Here is a 17,791-nt window from a genome sequence, read left to right on the forward strand (position 1 = left end):
TATCGGACCGGGAAGGGAACCGCGTACCGGGAAAAGCGCATTCCATCGGTGCGCTTTCCAGGATGGCACTATTGCCCAAGATGCGGTGACATGAAGCGCCTTCCTCTTTTTGCGATGGGACCTAGGCGATGTTCAGGAATCGGAGATTCCGCGTGTTCCAAGATCGTCGAAAAACGGCGGCCATTCTTGATTCCAGTGCGGATAGTATCGGCCTGCGTGCAGGGGCACATTCAAGATTTTCCGTTCGATGAATGGGCGCATGGCGGTGATACGACGGGTCATCGTCTCCGGTATCAGGCTTTCGGGTCATCCGCGTCGCTGAGTGGCGTGCAGATTCGGTGCCTCGAGTGTGGCAAAAAGCGGAGCTTGGCGGGGTCCTTTGAGTACGCATCGGCGTCGGGGGGCGCCTTGAGTGAGATGGGTCAACTCTGTCGGCGTGGTCGTCCTTGGCTGGGGGAAACAGGGAGGAAGGGAGCGTGTGGCCTACACCTGAGGACACTCCAACGGGGCGCCTCCAACGTGTACTTTCCGTACACCGTGAGTTCGATTTATCTACCGCTGTGGGGGAAGGGAGCGGGAAGGCAGGTGATGCGGGTATTGGAAGACTCCTTCTACTGGGAGCTCCTGACCGGAGGTCTCATTGATGGGAAGCGCATTGACCCGTTGCGAGTCGACACAATCGCCAAACGTACCGGCGTCGATCCGGTAGCGTTGCGCCAAGCCGCGGAACAGAAACTCCAAAACAATGCACCGGCGGTACCGACGGAGGAAGATTACCGTAGGGCGGAATACGACGCCTTCATCGCCGGGGAGGGCGGGCGAGATCGCGACCTACTCGTGGACGTTCTCGACGACGCCCTCCTTTCTAACTGGTGTAAGCGGTACATCCGCCGGGTGTGTCTGGTCCGAAAGCTAAGGGAGACACGAGCTCTCGCGGGCTTCACTCGTGTTCTTCCCGCAGAAGGCGGGACAGATCCCAGGCTACAACGTCCCAGCGCGTCGGCTAGGCGATGGCTTCCGGCCACCGTCGTGAGAGGAGAGGGGATCTTCCTAGAGATTCGGCGACGCTCTATCAAGGAATGGCTTGACCGAAAGCCGGAAGCGGAGGAGCGAGCTAAACGATTGGCGGATGCTTACAACGCAAAACGGTTGGAACGAGGGCAGGCTCCTAGAGTGATTTCGGCCAAGTATCTCTTTCTACACACTCTTGCTCATCTCTTGATCAAGCAGTTGAGCTTCGACTGTGGCTATGGAAGCGCATCGCTTAGGGAAAGACTCTATTGTGAAACCGCGGAGGGATCAAGACCGATGCAAGGCTTACTGATATATACAGCATCGGGTGATTCCGAGGGAACTATGGGGGGACTTGTACGCCAAGGTAAACCAGACCGACTCGAACCGGTACTCCTCGAGACAGTTCGCACAGCTTCTTGGTGCTCTGCCGACCCGGTGTGCATCGAGAGTCCAGGGCAGGGTACAGACAGTTCGAACTTGGCGGCTTGCCACAGCTGCGCACTAGTTTCGGAGACCTCATGCGAAGAGGGAAATCGGTTACTGGACAGAGGCATGGTTGTTGGCACCATCAGCGACCCTTCCTTGGGACTGCTTTCCTCTCTTGTTGGCCTGGGGACACCGAACGACATACAGAGGCGAGATGGCTCCTGACCACGGGACACAGGATGGCTGATATATTCGACGCTGAAAAAAGAAGTGAAATCATGTCCAGCATTCGCGGCCGTGACACCAAACCCGAGCTAGTCGTTCGTCGGATCGCCCACAGGCTTGGGTTTCGGTTCAGGCTTCACCGGAAGGATCTCCCCGGTTGTCCCGACATCGTGTTTCCTAGGTATCAAGCTGTGATCATGGTACACGGATGTTTCTGGCACCGACACCAGAATTGCAAATTCGCCTACAGCCCCAAGTCCCGTATTCAATTCTGGGAGAAGAAGTTCGAAGACAACGTTTCCAGGGACCGCCGGAATGAGGGGGCCTTGAATGATCTCGGCTGGAGGACGCTGGTAATCTGGGAATGCGAAACCAAGGATCCAGCGGCCGTGGCGGCACGAATCGTAGCCTACTTGCGGGAATCGAACCGTTGACGGCTAGGCGTCAACTATCTCGGAACATCCCTCAGGCGGCTGGTTGCCCGGTGGAAATATCAATCGACTTCGCTTCCGTCACTGTTGGATCAACGGGGCCACCCGTTACTTGTTGCAAACCGCTTTGCTGACCTGCGGCATTCGTCAAATACCGCCGATACCCTTCCAGCAATCTGCTGTGCAAGATACGGTGGTACCGCATTCCCGACCTGCACATATTGCTGCGTCCGTCCGCCGCAGAAGAAGTAGTTGTCCGGAAAAGTCTGCAGACGAGCAGCCTCTCGAACCGTGAGGCTGCGGCATTGAGCGGGATCTGGGTGAATGAAGTAGTGGCCATCCTTCGAGATGTGACTCGTGACGGTCCGGGAAGGCAGTTCGCGGACCTGCACTCGGAACCGATCAGCGAACTTCCCGGTTGCCCAGTTGACGTGATTGGGCGCAAGCTCCATCGGGAAATCCGCGGACTTCGGTGATCGCCCCTTCGCTCGTGCGAAAGCTGCGGCGAAAAGATAGCGTGCCAAGTCCTCGGCCATATGTCCCCTGGCTTGGTTGTTTGGAAGCCTGCATAGCTTAGTATCGACAATCCAATCGCGAAGACTGCTCGGGCACGACAAGGACTCCGTATCTCCAACCGCGTCACCGTACGGTGGCAGTGGCCCTCGTGTCGTTCTGAGTGCGCTCGCGAGCGCATCATCGAACAGCGACTCATGCTCCTTTGTCATGGCCGGCCAAGGAATGCTCCGAATCAATCTGCACGCCGATGCCACGGCAGCCTTCCATCCCTCACCACTATCACCACGGCTGAGACGGCTGCGAAGTACAGGCATGCCGCCGATCACATCGTCCACCGGAACAGTTCTCGTACCTTTCTGGAGGCGTAGGAGATCAGTCGGAAAAAGGTCCGCGACATCTCTCCTGACACACACTACGAAGACCCGATGTCGCGCCTGCGGCACCCCGTGTTCTTCGGCACGAACGAGGAAGTCCTTGGGATCTTGGTCCTGTTCCCACAGACAGCCACCATTCCGCGGAGTCAAAGCAAATAGCCGATAGCGGAGGGTGGCACCTGCATCCCGCAGACTTGCCATCACGTACCGGAAAATCGGCTGGCCCTGGTGCCGTGCAGAGAGCATCCCCTTCACATTCTCCATGATGGCAACGGCGGGTTGAAGCCTTTCGAGTACGTTCACATAATCACGATACAGGAACTGGCGTTCATCCTTGTTCGGATCATAGGCCGCATTCCCAGCATTGCGAGCTCTCCCGACGAGCGAATATGACTGACAAGGCGGTCCACCAAGAAGCACAGTCCTCCCGCCGTGCCGTCGTCGAATCCGCTGCACCCGCGCCATGACGACACTGGTTGCCTCGGAAGTTCCAAGTTTCAGCCGAAGGGTCTCGTTACCAGCATCGAGCCATTTCTCGGGATAGAGTTTCTTCCAGTTTGGTTCATCCTTGGCTCCGCGGTTCAGGAAATCATAGTATTCGATAGGGAGTTCTGCCGATGGGAACTTCCGTAGGAACGCGCGCAGGACCAGCGTCCGGTGTGCCGATGGCTCCGTCTCGACCGAGAGTGCGATGCGGAAGCGGGGGTGTCCGCCGGACTCCCGATACCCAGCAAACCCTTCGGCAAGCCCACCGGGGCCGGAGAACAGGTCGATGACGGGAACCTCGGGCGTCACCTTTGGTTTCACTCGACCTCGGCGCGTTTCACCGGTAGAGGTCTCCTACACAGATAGGACACGTCATCCACAGCATGGTCGAGTGAATACTGTTCTGGACGGGGCTCGCAGGCAACTCGGCGACTCATGACGGCCGGCTCTCACCACCTCCCCTCCCCCAACCCGAACCCCTCCACCCCCCACTTCCCTGCCTCCCCCAAACAAAAGTCCGCCATCACCCGCCCGATCACGCTGCAGAACTTGTAGCCGTGGCCGGAGAAGCCGGCGGCGATGAACGCGTCGTCCACGGTCGGGTGGCGGTCCAGGATGAAGTGCTCGTCGGGGCTGGTGGTGAACATGCACGCCACCATACGGCGGGTGGGGCCGTTCGCCTCCGGGAAGTAGGCCGCGACTCCCTCGCGTACGCCGGCTTCGTCCTCCGGGGAAATTTCCCGGTCCAGGCGGTCCGGGTCGGGTACGGGCTGCACGCGAAGATGATACTTGCCGATCTTGAACCCCTCGCCGCGGTCGCTGGGGAAGCCGTAGTAGCGTCCCAGCGGGGCCTGCAGCACGAAGATCGGGAACCGCTCCGGCTCGAACGGCGCCGCGTTCAGGGGCTCCGTCCAGAGCATCGTCTGGCGCTCGGGCCGGCACAGGGGCGCGAGTTCCGGCACCAGTCGGCCCGCCCACGCGCCGGCGGTGAACACCAGCTTCCTGGCCTCGTAGGTGCCGCTTGCCGTCTCCACGCGGAAGCCCGACGCGCGCTTCTCCCACCCGCGCACCGGCGACTCGGTCACGATCTCGGCGCCCAGGTCGCGCGCCGCGGCGGCATGCGCCCGGATCGCCACCTCCGAGCGCACGTAGCCGGCGTCCGCCTGGTAGATGGCCCGCAGCGATTCGGGGACCCGGTAGCCGGGGAAGCGCCGGTTGACCTCCGCGCCGTCGAGCTCCTCGAAGGGGATGCCGTGCTCGAGGCACGAGCGCCGGGAGTTCTCGACCTTGGGGCTGTCGGGCGGTCCGATGTCGAGACCGCCGGTCACCACCAGGATCGACTCGCCCGTGGCCTCCTCCAGCTCCCGCCAGTATCGATACGCGGCCCGGAGCAGCGGCACGTACTGCGGTCCCTCGGAGTACGCCAGGCGGATGATGCGCGTGGACCCGTGCGAGGAGCCGAACGCGTGCGGGACCGTGAACTGCTCCAGGCCCAGCACCCTGCGGCCGCTCCGCGCGAGCTGGTAGACCGTGGCGCTGCCCATCCCGCCCACGCCGATCACGATGACGTCGTACATTCTTTCCCTTTCCCCTCATCGGGGCTCCGAGACGCGCACGGTACGCGAAACTGATGATGGCGAAGATGCACTCCCCTCCGCGGCGGCAACAGTCCGGCGAACCCATCCCGGGTCCGGCCCTGGTCACGGGCGCCAACGGCTACGTCGCGTCGTGGGTGGTCAGGCGGCTCCTCGAACGCGGCTTCGACGTCCGCGCCACCGTGCGCGATCCCGCAGATCCCCGGAAGACGGAACACCTGCTGGCGATGGCCGGGGAGCTTCCCGGCACGCCGTCGCTCTTCCGGGCGGATCTGATGGAGCGCGGCGGGTTCGACCGGGCCATGGCGGGATGCGCCCTCGTCTTCCACATCGCCTCGCCCGTCGTCGTGCGCGGAGTCGAGGATCCGGTGCGCCAGCTCATCGAGCCCGCGACCCGGGGCACCCGCCACGTGCTGGAGGCGGCCAACGGGACCCCGTCGGTGCGGCGCGTCGTCCTCACCTCCAGCGTCTCGGCCATCTATGGAGACACGAGGGACCTCGGGCGCATCGAGGCGGACCGCTTCGACGAGAGCCACTGGAACGAGACCAGCAGCGAGCGCCATCTGCCGTACTCGTACGCCAAGACCGAGGCCGAGCGCCTGGCTTGGCGCATCGCCGGGAAGCAGGACCGATGGGACCTGGTCGTCGTCAATCCCGGGCTGGTGCTCGGGCCCTCCCTCGACCCGCACTCAAGCCCGGAGAGCGTCCAGCTCATGCGCGAACTCGGCAACGGCAGCCTGCGCCTGGGCGTGGCCCACGTCGAATTCGGGATCGTCGACGTGCGCGACGTCGCCGAGGGCCACCTGCGCGCGGGACTGATCCCGGAAGCGAGCGGGCGCCACATCCTGGTCAGCGAGACGATGGGCCTCCCCGAAGTCGTCCGGGTCCTGCGGAGCCATTTCGGCAGCCGCTTCCCCTTCCCGCGCTTCACCGCTCCCAAGCTGGTGGCCACGCTGTTCTCGCCTCTGCTGGGGGTGCCGCGGAGGCTGGTCTGGCGCAACGCGGGGCATCCGCTGTGCTTCGACAACGGATACGCGAAGTCGGATCTGGGGATGAGCTTTCGGCCGGCCGCGGAAGCGATCGTGGATCACTTCCAGCAGTTGCTGGATGATGGGTTGGTGGAGGAGCCGGGGCGGTGCCTTTCCATTCACGGTGTGAATGATTATCATTCGCGCTATGAATAATCTCCCGCTCCCCCGCGCTGTTTCCGGCACCCTCGACAGCATGATGCGCGTCATGCCAGCCGTCGTCGTGGCGGGAGCCCGCCAGACGGGAAAGAGCACGCTCGCCCGCGCGTTAGACCGATCACCACAGGCTGACGGGTCCGTACAAGCGGCGGGCGATAGCCGCCGATACCTGTCGCTCGACGATCTGGACGTTCTCGACCTGGCGCGCCGCGACCCCGATGCGCTGGTGCGAGGCAGCCAGCCGGTGACCCTCGACGAGGTTCAGCGCGAGCCGGACCTCCTGAGCGCCGTCAAGCGAGAGATCGACCGGGAGCGTCGACCGGGACGGTTCCTACTCACCGGGTCCGCCAATCTGCTTCTGATGCGGCGGGTATCGGAGTCATTGGCGGGCCGCGCCAGCTATCTCACCCTCTGGCCGATGACGCGCCGAGAGCAACTGGGACTTGGCCGGTGCGGTATCTGGGAGAACCTGGTCAAGTCTCCTGACCAGGATTGGCTCGATGTAGTGACGGAGCATCCCGCGGATCCCGAGGACTGGCGGGCGCTCGCGCGACGCGGCGGTTTCCCCGTTCCCGCCGTCCATCTCGATGCTCCGGCCGAGCGGGCGATCTGGTTCGATGGATACGTGCGGACCTATCTGGAGCGGGATCTGCAGGCTCTTTCGTCGATCGCGGCTCTTCCGGACTTTCGGCGGCTCATGCGCGCGGCGGCCCTGCGCCTTGGTGCGTTGCTCAATCAGACCGAGTTGGGCCGGGATATCGGCGTTCCGCAGCCGACGGTTCACCGCTGGCTGAACCTGCTCGAAACCTCGTACCTGCTCGCGCGGATCCCCGCCTATTCGGTGAATCGCACCAAGAGGCTGATCAAGTCTCCGAAGCTGTACTGGAGCGACACGGGTCTGGCGATGTACCTGTCCCAGGAGGACGGGCCCCGGGGAGCCCACCTGGAGAACCTGGTGCTTCAGGATCTGCTGGCATGGCGAGACTCCCGGCCCCGGCGCGCCGAAGTGTTGCACTGGCGCACGACCACCGGTGAGGAGGTGGACTTCGTGATCGAGGTGGACGGGTCGGTGCTACCCATTGAGGTGAAGGCCACCAGGCGCCCTCGCCTCGGCGACACCGCAGGTCTGCGTGCGTTCCGTGCGGAGTACCACCGGACCACGCGAGCCGGCCTGCTGCTACACGGCGGGGACTCGGTGGAGTGGATCACTCCCGGGGTGCTGGCAGTGCCGTGGTGGAGGGTGATCTGATCCGGCCAATTGTCGGTTAGACGTGCGGCTATGTGTCGGTTAGGCACGCGTCCATGTGTCGGTTAGGCGAGGCCGGTCATGAGCAAGGTAGGTATCGCCGGGGCTGATGTGGCTCAAAACGGGTTTTCTGCGGCCCAGTCGGCGCGGGCAGAGGCCGCCAGGTCAGCCCAGCCCTCGTCCTCGGCAGAGCCCTCCTCGTCAACATGGGCGACGGATGGTCGGTCGACAGGCTTCCGGTCCCCGTGCCGCTCATGGAGACGTTCGCTGGCGCAAGACTCTTGACGCTCGCCGGCCCCCGGCGAGGTTGATGACTTCATTCGGATTCCCTCTTCCCCTACCTCCCCGGCATCTCCACCGCATCCCCCGCATCCGGCCGCACGCCCTCCGCGTACAGTTGCGCGTTGAGCGCGGGCACCCGCGTCTCGATCAGCTCGTTCAGCTCGGGGACGGTCTCGCCCATCACCTCCCAGGCGTGGTCGACCTGCCACAGGTGATCCTCGGTCGGATGCGTCGATGCCTGCTGGATGGCTCTGGCCACGCCTGCGTTCTGGCGGGCCTCCGACACGTCGTCCTCGATCTCCTCCAGCGCTTCGCGGATGGCCTCCAGCTCCTCCTCGATGCCCTCGGGAGGATCGTCGGCGCCGTCGATGAGTTCCTCGGCGTCGTCAAGCTGGCCTTCCAGGCGGCGGATGGCCTGGGTCGCGTCGTTGATCGGCACCGCCAGACGGTGCAGGCTCATAAGAGCGTCCTGGCGCGCCGTGCGGTCGGCCATAGTCATGGGGCGCCGCGGGTCGGCCTGGATCTCGATCGTTGACGAGAAAGACTCACCGCCGACGTCCATGCTCACCGTGTAGACGCCGGGGAGCGCGACCGGGCCCTGGGGCGTGCCGCCTCCGAAGAATCCGCCACCTCCCCCGCCCTGCTGGCCATCGGCCTCGTACGGAGCGTCGAAACGCCAGTCCCACACGACCTCGTTGACGCCGGGCTCGCTCGGGGCTTCGAGGGTGCGGACATGGTTGCCCTGGGCGTCGCTGATGGTCAGGGCGAAGGTGTCTGAATCTTCATCCGAGCGCCCGGCACCGTCGGCGTCCTGATCCGCATCCTGTCCCGAATCCACATCCCCGGACCCATTGCCGTTCCCGTTCCCCCCTTCCTCCTCGTCCTCAGCCGCCATCGGCGCTTCCCACTCATCGCGCAGGTAGTACCGGATCAGCGACCCGCGCGGCGGATTGGGGGCCGAGTAGGTCGCGCCCTGGAACGGCCAGTCGCCCCGCTCCGCCCACATGATCGTAGGCCGCGCCTCCGGGAACACCCGGCCGGCCTCCGCGAGCATCGTCTCGGACAGGTGCTCCAGCGGGGTCACGTCCGCCAGGATGTAGAACGAGCGGCCGTGGGTGCCCACCAGCAGATCGTTGTCGCGCGGGTGCACGAGGATGTCGTCCACCGGCACCGTGGGCAGGTTGTTCTTGAGCTGGACCCACTCCTCGCCCCGGTCCACGGACACGAACACGCCCACCTCGTTGCCCACGAAGAGCAGGTTGGGGGCGCGGTGATGCTCGGTTACGACGTTCACCGACCAGCCGTCGGGCAGCCCGTCGGTGATTCGGGACCAGTTCTGCCCGTAGTCCTCGCTCACGTACACATAGGCCGCGTAGTCGGCGTTGCGGTGGCCGTCGAAACTTGCATAGACGCGCCCCTCGACGTGATGCGAAGGCTCGACCCGGCTCACGTACGTGCGCTCGGGCAGCCCCGGGATGCGGTCGGCCACGTTGGTCCAGGTCGCGCCGTCGTCCCGGCTCACCTGCAGGTTGCCATCGTCCGTGCCCACGTAGAGCAGCCCGGGCGCCAGCGTCGACTCCGCGAAGCTGGTCAGATTGCCGTAGTTGGCGATGCCGTCGTTCGCCGACATCTGCGGCTCGGAGCCGAGAACGCCCATGATCTCGAGCTCCTCGCGGTCGATCTGCTTCGTGAGATCGACGCCCCCGACCTCCTCCCACGACATCCCGTAGTCCCGCGAGCGCATGAGATAGTTGGCGCCGAGGTAGACCGTCGCCGGATCGTGCGGCGAGAGCTGCAGCGGCGAGTTCCAGTTGTAGCGGTAGGTCTTGGCGGTGTCGCCGTTCTCGCGCGGGCCGGTGATGGGCCGCATGGGGATCTTCTCGCCGGTGTTGAGGTCGTACCGGTTCATGTTCCCGCCCTGCGACTCGGCGTAGACGATGGTCGAGTCGGTGGGATCCACGATGGCGAAGAAGCCGTCCCCGTACGCCACCTCGTACCAGTCCTGGTGGCGGATGCCGTGGAACGAACGCGTGTTGGAGGGCCCGCACCACGCGTCGTTGTCCTGCAGTCCACCGCACACGAAGTACGGATCGCGCATGTCGTGTCCGATGGCGTAGAACTGGCCGAGCGGGATGTTGTCGAACATGCGCCAGTGCCCGGTGCCGTCCCAGCTCGCGGCCACGCCGCCGTCGCTCCCCAGAATCAGGTGGTCCGGGTCCGCCGGGTTGATCCAGAGGTCGTGATGATCGACGTGCACCTGGGTGGCGCCGTCACCGCGGAAGGTGCGCCCACCGTCGTCCGACACCATCAGAGCGCTCCCGAGCACGTAGATGCGGTCCACGTTGGTCGGGTCGATGCGCACGTGCGAGTAGTACATCGGGCGCGGGTTGGTGTCCGACATCTTCTCCCATGTGTTCCCGCGGTCGAGCGAACGGAAAAGGCCGTTCCGCGACGGGCCTCCGCCCCCTCCGAAGCCCTGGCCCGGGGTCCTCGGCTGCGCCTCGATCAGCGCGTACACGATGTTCCCGTCTCCGCGGAAGACATCCACCCCGATGCGTCCCTTGTCGCCATCGGGGAGTCCCTCGGTCAGTTCCGTCCAGGTGTCGCCCCCGTCCAGGGTGCGGTAGAGCCCGCTCCCCGGGCCTCCCCCGTTGAAGCCCCAGCCGGTGCGCCGCCGCTGGTACATCCCCGCGAAGATGGTGTTGGGATCGCTCGGGTCCATCGCCATATCGATGGCGCCGGTGTCCTCATCGATGTAGAGGACCTTCTCCCAGCTCTCGCCCCCGTCCTGCGTCCGGAAGACCCCGCGCTCCTCGTTGGGCCCCCACAGATCGCCGACCGCCGCGACGTACACGACATCGGGATTGCGCGGATGGATGAGGATGCGCCCGACGTGCTTGCTCCCCTCGAGCCCCATGTGCTGCCACGTCCCGCCCCCGTCGACCGATTTGTACACGCCGTTGCCCCAGCCCGACGACTGCCGGTTCTGCGGCTCCCCGGTGCCGACCCAGACCAGGTTCGGATTCGACTGGTCGAGCGTGACGGCTCCGATGGAGCTCGTGGGCTGGTCGTCGAAGACCGGCGTCCACGAGGTGCCGTGGTTCTCGGTCTTCCACACGCCTCCCGTGCCGGTGCCGATGTAGAAGATCTGCGGTTTCGATTCCACCACCGCGAGGTCCGCGATGCGCCCGCCCATGAGCGCGGGCCCGAGCTCGCGATACTGCAGATGCGAGATGGCCGTCTCAAGCGCGGATTGGGCATGCGCGTGCCCGGGGGCGAACAGGGCGGCTCCCGCGATCATGGCGCTGGTGAGCGGGTAGGAGAGGAGGCCGCGTCGGCCTCTCGTGGTTGAGCTGCGCTGGGTCTTCATGACTGGCGTTCCGGCTACTGGGAGATACGGCAGACAACGGGGAGAGAGAAGGTACGGAATGGTGCCTCGCAACGCGATTGGACGGGCCATCTGGGTGGCCCATATGTACATCCGGCTGGCCGGGGAGTGGCTGCGAACCGGGGTCGCGTACCGCCCGCTCTCACGCGGCTTCGTCGCCGATCCCTACCCGCTGTACCGCACGCTCCGCGAACGCGACCCGATTCACCGCAGCATCTTCGCCAACCAGGTCGTGGTGTCCCGCTACGCCGACGTCGACCGCATCCTCCGGGATCACAGGACCTTCGGTAACGACTTCAGCAAGGTGACCTCCTCGGAGGGCTCCATTGCGACCCGGAAGAAGCTCACGCCGAGCATGCTCGCGCAGGACCCGCCCGACCACACGCGCCTGCGCGCGCTCGTCAACCGGGCATTCACGCCCCGCCAGGTGGCAAGGATGGAGGATTACATCCGCGCCACCGCGCATACACTCCTCGACAAGGTCGGAGACGCCCGCGAATTCGACCTCATGAAGGCCTTCGCGGTGCCGCTTCCCACCATCGTGATCGCCAGGATGATCGGCGTTCCGGAACGCGATCTCGCGCGCTTCAAGGTCTGGTCCGACGATCTGGCGCGCGCTCTGGAGCCTTTCCTTTCTCCGGAAGAGGAAGAGAGGGTGTATCGTGCCGCTCGGCAGTTCGCGGAGTACTTCACCGCCATCATCGAGCAGCGCCGCCGCGAGCCCCGCGACGATCTCGTCTCGCGCCTGGTCGAGGCCGAGGACGCCGGCGACAAGCTGACCGCCGAGGAAACGAGGGTGATGCTGCGCCTTCTCCTAACGGCCGGCAACGAGACCACTACTAACCTCATCGGGAACGGAATCCGGGCCCTCCTGCGGCACCCCGATCAGCTCGCCCTGCTGCGGGAGCGGCCCGAACTGATCCCTACGGCGGTGGAGGAGCTCCTCCGCTACGACCCGCCGGTCCAACTGGACATGCGCGTAGCACTCCGGGACATGGAACTCGGGGGTCTGGCCGTCAAGGAGGGTACCATGATCACCCTCCTCATCGGATCCGCCAATCACGATCCCCAACGATTCCCCGAGCCGGAGCGACTGGACATCACGCGGTCGGGCCAGGCGAACATCTCGTTCGGGCGCGGCATCCACCATTGCCTCGGCGCGCCGCTCGCCCGGCTGGAGGGACGGATCGCGCTGGAGGTGCTGCTGGAGCGATTCCCCCGGGCTCGGCTTCGGCAGGCGCCCGGCGAGGTACCGGCCAAGCATCGTCCTGAGGGGGCTGGAGCACCTCGACGTGCGGGTGGGCTGAGCGGGCCTGGAGTAGACCGGAGGTGGGCTAGAGTATCGTCTGTCTGACCCCTCCGTGGCGTGTTGCAAAACGCAAAATGCAACAATATGTTGCCTTTTCGATTTGGCAACGCTCTGCAGACGGGCTCGCAACACAAGAAGAGGCAGCACGGCACCGGCGGCGGATCGGCTGCTCCGAGCCCGGCTACAACCGATCACCAGCCTCCTCGCATCCGCATGCGACCAACTGTCCGGATTCCCCGCCTGACCTCCCGGATTGCCGCCCGCCTGAGGGCGGCCCGAAAACGAGCCGGGCTGACGCAGTACCGACTGGCGGGAGACCTGGGGCTCAACCATCGCCAGGACGTCACCCGCATCGAAGATGGGCAACGCTCCCTCACCGCAGAGCAGCTCATCCTGGCGATGGACCTTCTCGGCGTCGATCTGGACTACTTCACCGACCCGTTCCGCCTGGAGGGTGAAGGAGAATTCACGTTCCGGACGGGTCCGGAGGTGGCGAGCGCGGCCGTCGACGAATTCGAAAGCAGAGCGGGGCGGTGGATCGCGATGTATCGGGAGCTGTCCCGGGAGCACGAGCGGAAGCCTCGATGGCTTGAACCGAAACTGGCCCTGGCGCGCCACTCCTCCCTGGAGGACGCGAGCGAGGCGGGTGAGGCGTTCAGCGAACGCATGGGACTCGGAGATTGCCCAGCGGCGGCGCTGCGGTCGGTGCTGGAAGACCGTCTGGACATCCTGGTGCTCGAGGTGGATGCGCCGCCTGGAATCGCGAGTGCCGCTGTCCGCGCTCAAGGAATAAAGTGCGTGCTCGTCAACCACCGTGAGCCCGAGGGGCAGCGGAACTACGGCATGGCTCACGGCCTGTTCCACCTGTTGACCTGGGATGCAATCCCGCCCGCCCGAGTAGAATCCGTTCGCCTGCCGCGCCGCGGGAAGCGATGGCTGGTTGCCCGAGTAGCCGAGAGGTTTGCCACCGCCCTCCTGATGCCCTGGCCCGTTCTGCGGCGGCAGTTGGGATTCGAGCAGGAGCGGAAGGGCATCGTGAGCCCGGGAGAGCCGATGCGCATGACCGCAGAGGACATGATCGCAGCGGACAGGGGTCAGCGGGAGTGGAGTCGCGTGAGGCGATCGCCCGATCTCCCCGCTCGTCTGATCGAGGGTGCCGACGAGCTGCGGGTTTCAGTGGAGACGTACGTACGCCGCCTCCGCCGCCTCTACCTGCTGTCCCGGGAGGAGGTCGACGCGCTCGATGGCCAGCGCCTGGTCGCGAGTCGCCCTGCGCCGGGCAGGGAAGCGGCGATTCCTGCGTTCAGCGCGCAATTCGTCCGATGTGTCGCCGATGCCCTCGACGCGGGGAATCTCTCCGTGAGGCGAGCCGCCTCCGTGCTCGATCTCTCGCTTCCGGAACTGGCATCGCTGCTCACGCGCTACGGTCACGAGGCTGATTTCGAGCCCGCTCCTGATCGGATCGGGAGGACGATGGCGGACGGGTAGGTCGCGTTCCGCTGAACCGAGAGAACCGGCACCCTCCCGTCCCGCGGATAGCGCAGGAAGGTGTCGGCGTCCGCGCCCGCGATGGCGACGCGGATCCGGTGCCCTTCCCGAATCAGCACGGATGTGGCCCAGAGGTCGAAGCTGATTTCGGCGACTTCCCCGGGCACGAACGGCATCGCGTCGGCGCGCAGTTCGGAGCGGTGTGGGCCGTACTTGCGGTAGAGCGGCGGATCGTCCGTGACCGCGCGCATCACGGCGCGCAGCTGCCCTTCGGTGATGTAGCGAACGGTGCCGTCCGGAGCGACATCCTCCAGGTAGACGATGAACGCGCCGTCGGACTCGGTCGAGGCGACGTGCAGGGTGACGACCGGGTGGCCCGTGATCTCCGTGTCGACCTCCATCGGGGCGCTGGTGTAGGTGAGCAGCTTCGCGTCCTCCTCGCGCCGGTCCCCGTAGACCACATCGCCGCCCCCGCCGTTGGTGTACCAGCGGTTGCGTGTGCCCGTGGTGGCGGTGAAGTCCACGGTGTAGCTGTCTTCGGCGTCGGCGGCGGACGGGGCCTCGCGGGTCAGTGTCCCCTCGGCGCCGAAGTACCAGGTGACGTCCTCGAACCCTTCGGGCGGCCAGATTTCCGTACGGGTCCACCGGTCCGCGCCGAGCGTGTAGTAGTTGATTTCGCTGGGCGTCTGTTCGGACCCGCCCTCCTTGAGGTGCGCGTCGAAGAAGGCGACGAGCTCGGTGAACCGCGCGGCCGCGTCGGGAGCGACCGGGGCGTCGTCCGGCCGGAAGGGGTCGGCGTCGTTGCGCGCCCCGTGGTCCCACGGCCCGATGAAGACGTGCTGCGCGTTGGAGATGGTGTTGTAGCGCCCCAGCGTGCCGTTCACGGTGGCGGCGTCCTGCCACCCGGCCCGAATGAACATCGCGGCGCCCGACTCCTCGATCTGCGGGAGGTGGCCGGAGGGGCTCCGCCGGTGCCCGACGTTTGTCTCGTCGTAGCGGCCGAACGGGTCGTCGCGGAATTCGTATTCCAGCGCCGCCCCGAAGGGCACGGTGTTGGCCTCGTGCTCGGTCACCGCCGCGGCGAGGAGGGCGCCGTCCAGGTCCGCGTCCACGGGTTTGACGCCCGTCACCTGGCTGCGACGCAGTTCATCGCACTCCGAACCGTCCACGGCCGAGAGCCCGCAGATGTCGTTCAGGTCCTGCATGCGCGTCCGGTTCGACCAGCTCTCCAGGAAGCCGACGGTGAGGACGCCGCCCGGAAAGACGAGGTGCCCGAAGTTGTCGAAGTCGTTGAAGAGCGGCGCGACCGCCTTGACCGCCGGGTGCCGGTTGACCGCGAGCATCTCCGCGGTATTGCCCGCGTACGACACCCCGTAGGCCCCGACCCGTCCGTTCGACCAGGGCTGCGCCACGATCCAGTCGACGACCTCCCCGTAGTCGCGCACCTCGTCCTCGGCGAGCTCGAAGCGCCGGATGCCGAAGGAGGCCCCGCTCCCGCGCGCGTCGATGAGCACCAGCGCGTACCCTGCCCCGTTCCAGCGCTCGGCCTCGTCGAAGTTGGACGCGAGCTCGAGCGGGACATCGACCAGCCCGCGCGCCCGCCAGTATCGAGTGGCCCGGACCATCGTGGGCAGGCGGGTGCCCGGCTCGATCCCTTCCGGCAGCCAGACATCGACCGCGATCCGCACGTCGTCGCGCATGGGGATGTGGAGCGCCTGGTTGCGCTCGAGGGTGCTTACCGGGCCGATCGCCCCCGCCCCGGTGGACCGGGCGTCGCCGCAGGACGCGGTGAGTGCGAACAGAGCCAGGGCGAGCATCGAAGAAGCTGCGGTCCGCGCTGGAAAGGCTGCGGTTGAATCGTGTCGGCGTTTCATGAGTGGACTCCCGAGTTCCGGCATGATGTTCTAAGCGGTAGCACATCGCCTTGAATCCGGGCAATGCCCCGCCTTGCCATCCCCGCGCCCGCGCCCCGATTATGCCCCCCGTCTATCCTCCCCGTCGCGACCCTGCGGCGCGCCGCTTGCTACGTGCCGGGGCCAGTCCCCCACAACCCTGAGCGCAACCTCCCATGCCTCCCTCCTCTACGCGGCAGGACCTCCGCTATCAGGCTGACGAAACCCCCGGCTGGGGCGTGTCCTTCGGGCTCGGGTTCCAGTACATCCTGCTCAACATCGCCGGCATCGTCATCACGGTGGCGATCGTGGTGCGGGCCGGGGGCGGGAGCGAGACCTATCTGACCTGGGCAGCGTTCGCGGCGCTGATCGTCTGTGGCATCTCGACGATGATCCAGGCGAGGCCGCTGGGCAGGATCGGGGCGGGATACGTCCTGCTGATGGGCACCTCGGGCGTTTTCATAGCCGTTTCGGTCGCGGCCCTGCAATTGGGCGGACCCGCGCTGCTGGCCACCCTGATCGTGGCCTCGTCGCTCTTCCAGTTTCTGATCTCCTCGCGCCTGTCGCTGCTGCGGCGCTTCATTACGCCGACGGTGGCGGGCACGGTGATCATGCTGATCGCGGTCACGGTCATGCCCATCGGCTTCGACCTGCTCTTCGTGGCGCCGGAGGGAGCCGCGCCGGCGGCCGCTCCCCTGACCGCCCTCACGACCATCGTGATCACGGTCGTCATCATCCTCCGCGCCAGGGGGGCGCTCCGCCTCTGGGGGTCGGTGATCGGCGCGGTGGGCGGCTGCCTGGTCGCCGCCGGGTTCGGCACCTACAACATGGAAATCGTGGGCGAGGCGCTCTGGTTCGGAGTGCCGGCGGCGGGATGGCCCGGCTTCGACCTGAGCCTGAGCGCCGGCTTCTGGGCCATGCTTCCGGCGTTCATCTTCGTCACGCTGGTCGGCGCCATCGAGACGATCGGCGACGGCATGGCGATCCAGCGGGTGTCGTGGCGCGAGCGCCGGGCGACGGACTTCCGCGCGGTGCAGGGCGCGGTCGCGGCGGACGGGGTCGGCAACCTGCTGTCGGGTCTGCTGGCCACGGTACCGAACACCACCTACTCGAACAGCGTCTCGATCGTCGACATCACCGGGATCGCCGCGCGCCGGGTGGGCATGTGCATCGGGCTCATCTTCATCGCGCTGGCGTTCTTCCCCAAGGCCACGGCGGTGCTGCTCGCCATTCCGGACCCGGTCGTGGGCGCGTACATCATCGTCCTCATCGCGATCCTCTTCGTGCTGGGCGTCGAGATGGTCACGCAGGAGGGCATCGACTACCGCAAGGCCACGATCATCGGCGTCTCGTTCTGGATCGGCTCCGGCTTCCAGAGCGGCGGCATCCCCGCCGAGTACTTCGGATGGGCGGGTTCGCTTCTGGAGAACGGGATGACCTCGGGCGGGCTGACCGCGATCCTGCTCTCGGTCTTCATGGAGCTGACCGGACCGCCGCGCCGGCGCATGCAGACGAGTCTCGATGTCGAGGCGCTGCCGAAGATCCAGGACTTCCTGGGGCGGTTCGCGTCCCGTGCCGGAATGGACGCGGAGATCGGGCAGCGGCTGGACCTCGCCGCCGAAGAGACCCTGCTGCTCCTGGTCGAGCAGGCGAAGGACGACGACGCGCCGGGCGAGCGGCGGCTGCGCGTCACGGCCCGGGCCGACGCCGGCGGCGCCGAACTCGAGTTTCTGGCGGTGACCGGCGAGGGCAACCTCGAAGATCGCCTGGCGCTGCTCGGGGGGCTCTCGACGGAGCTTCCGGTTGAGCGCGACGTCTCGCTCAGGCTGCTGCGCCATCTCGCCACGTCGGTGCGGCACCAGAAGTATCACGACACGGACATCGTGACCGTGCGGGTGGACCCTGTGGGGGCCAAGGCCTGATTACAGCAGG

Annotated in this window: 10 protein-coding genes; 6 read left to right on the top strand and 4 right to left on the bottom strand. The window is 65.9% G+C overall.

All coding sequences use genetic code 11. From position 1 onward, the window contains the following. Nucleotides 1–1,679: 1,679 nt before the first annotated feature. On the top strand, nucleotides 1,680–2,099 hold the full coding sequence (vsr, locus tag OXU32_12880) for a DNA mismatch endonuclease Vsr (protein ID MDE0074844.1): 420 nt from the start codon (nucleotides 1,680–1,682) through the stop codon (nucleotides 2,097–2,099). Nucleotides 2,100–2,188: 89 nt separating this feature from the next. On the opposite strand, the gene OXU32_12885 is transcribed toward vsr, so the two are convergent. Both OXU32_12885 and solA read right to left on the bottom strand, forming a co-directional pair. Then, on the bottom strand, nucleotides 2,189–3,793 hold the full coding sequence (locus tag OXU32_12885; protein MDE0074845.1) for a DNA cytosine methyltransferase: 1,605 nt from the start codon (nucleotides 3,791–3,793) through the stop codon (nucleotides 2,189–2,191). 128 nt (nucleotides 3,794–3,921) lie between these two features. Continuing rightward, complete coding sequence (gene solA / locus OXU32_12890; protein ID MDE0074846.1) at nucleotides 3,922–5,049, bottom strand: N-methyl-L-tryptophan oxidase; 1,128 nt, start codon at nucleotides 5,047–5,049, stop codon at nucleotides 3,922–3,924. 53 nt (nucleotides 5,050–5,102) lie between these two features. Between solA and OXU32_12895 the strand changes: the two genes are divergently transcribed. Next, nucleotides 5,103–6,251 (top strand): NAD-dependent epimerase/dehydratase family protein, encoded by a 1,149-nt coding sequence (locus tag OXU32_12895; protein ID MDE0074847.1) that lies wholly within the window; start codon nucleotides 5,103–5,105, stop codon nucleotides 6,249–6,251. A 52-nt stretch (nucleotides 6,252–6,303) separates the two neighbouring features. Then, a complete protein-coding gene (locus OXU32_12900) occupies nucleotides 6,304–7,503 on the top strand; it encodes an ATP-binding protein (protein MDE0074848.1) in 1,200 nt (399 codons plus the stop codon). 334 nt (nucleotides 7,504–7,837) lie between these two features. On the opposite strand, the gene OXU32_12905 is transcribed toward OXU32_12900, so the two are convergent. Continuing rightward, the gene (locus OXU32_12905; protein MDE0074849.1) at nucleotides 7,838–11,152 is read right to left on the bottom strand and encodes a hypothetical protein; all 3,315 of its coding nucleotides are present in this window, start codon (nucleotides 11,150–11,152) and stop codon (nucleotides 7,838–7,840) included. Nucleotides 11,153–11,210: 58 nt separating this feature from the next. On the opposite strand from OXU32_12905, the gene OXU32_12910 reads away from it, so the two are divergent. Both OXU32_12910 and OXU32_12915 read left to right on the top strand, forming a co-directional pair. Next, nucleotides 11,211–12,524, top strand: coding sequence for a cytochrome P450 (locus OXU32_12910; GenBank protein ID MDE0074850.1), 1,314 nt, complete (start codon nucleotides 11,211–11,213; stop codon nucleotides 12,522–12,524). 168 nt (nucleotides 12,525–12,692) lie between these two features. After that, complete coding sequence (locus tag OXU32_12915) at nucleotides 12,693–13,967, top strand: XRE family transcriptional regulator (GenBank protein ID MDE0074851.1); 1,275 nt, start codon at nucleotides 12,693–12,695, stop codon at nucleotides 13,965–13,967. Here OXU32_12915 and OXU32_12920 read toward each other — a convergent pair. Continuing rightward, nucleotides 13,907–15,784, bottom strand: coding sequence for a CocE/NonD family hydrolase (locus tag OXU32_12920; GenBank protein ID MDE0074852.1), 1,878 nt, complete (start codon nucleotides 15,782–15,784; stop codon nucleotides 13,907–13,909). The genes OXU32_12915 and OXU32_12920 overlap by 61 nt on opposite strands. Nucleotides 15,785–16,035: 251 nt before the next feature. Here OXU32_12920 and OXU32_12925 point away from each other — a divergent pair, with 251 nt between their 5' ends. Continuing rightward, nucleotides 16,036–17,781 (top strand): hypothetical protein, encoded by a 1,746-nt coding sequence (locus OXU32_12925; protein ID MDE0074853.1) that lies wholly within the window; start codon nucleotides 16,036–16,038, stop codon nucleotides 17,779–17,781. Nucleotides 17,782–17,791 lie beyond the last annotated feature (10 nt).

The organism is Gammaproteobacteria bacterium (assembly GCA_028819075.1).
Classification (GTDB): Bacteria; Gemmatimonadota; Gemmatimonadetes; order Longimicrobiales; family Gaopeijiaceae; genus BD2-11.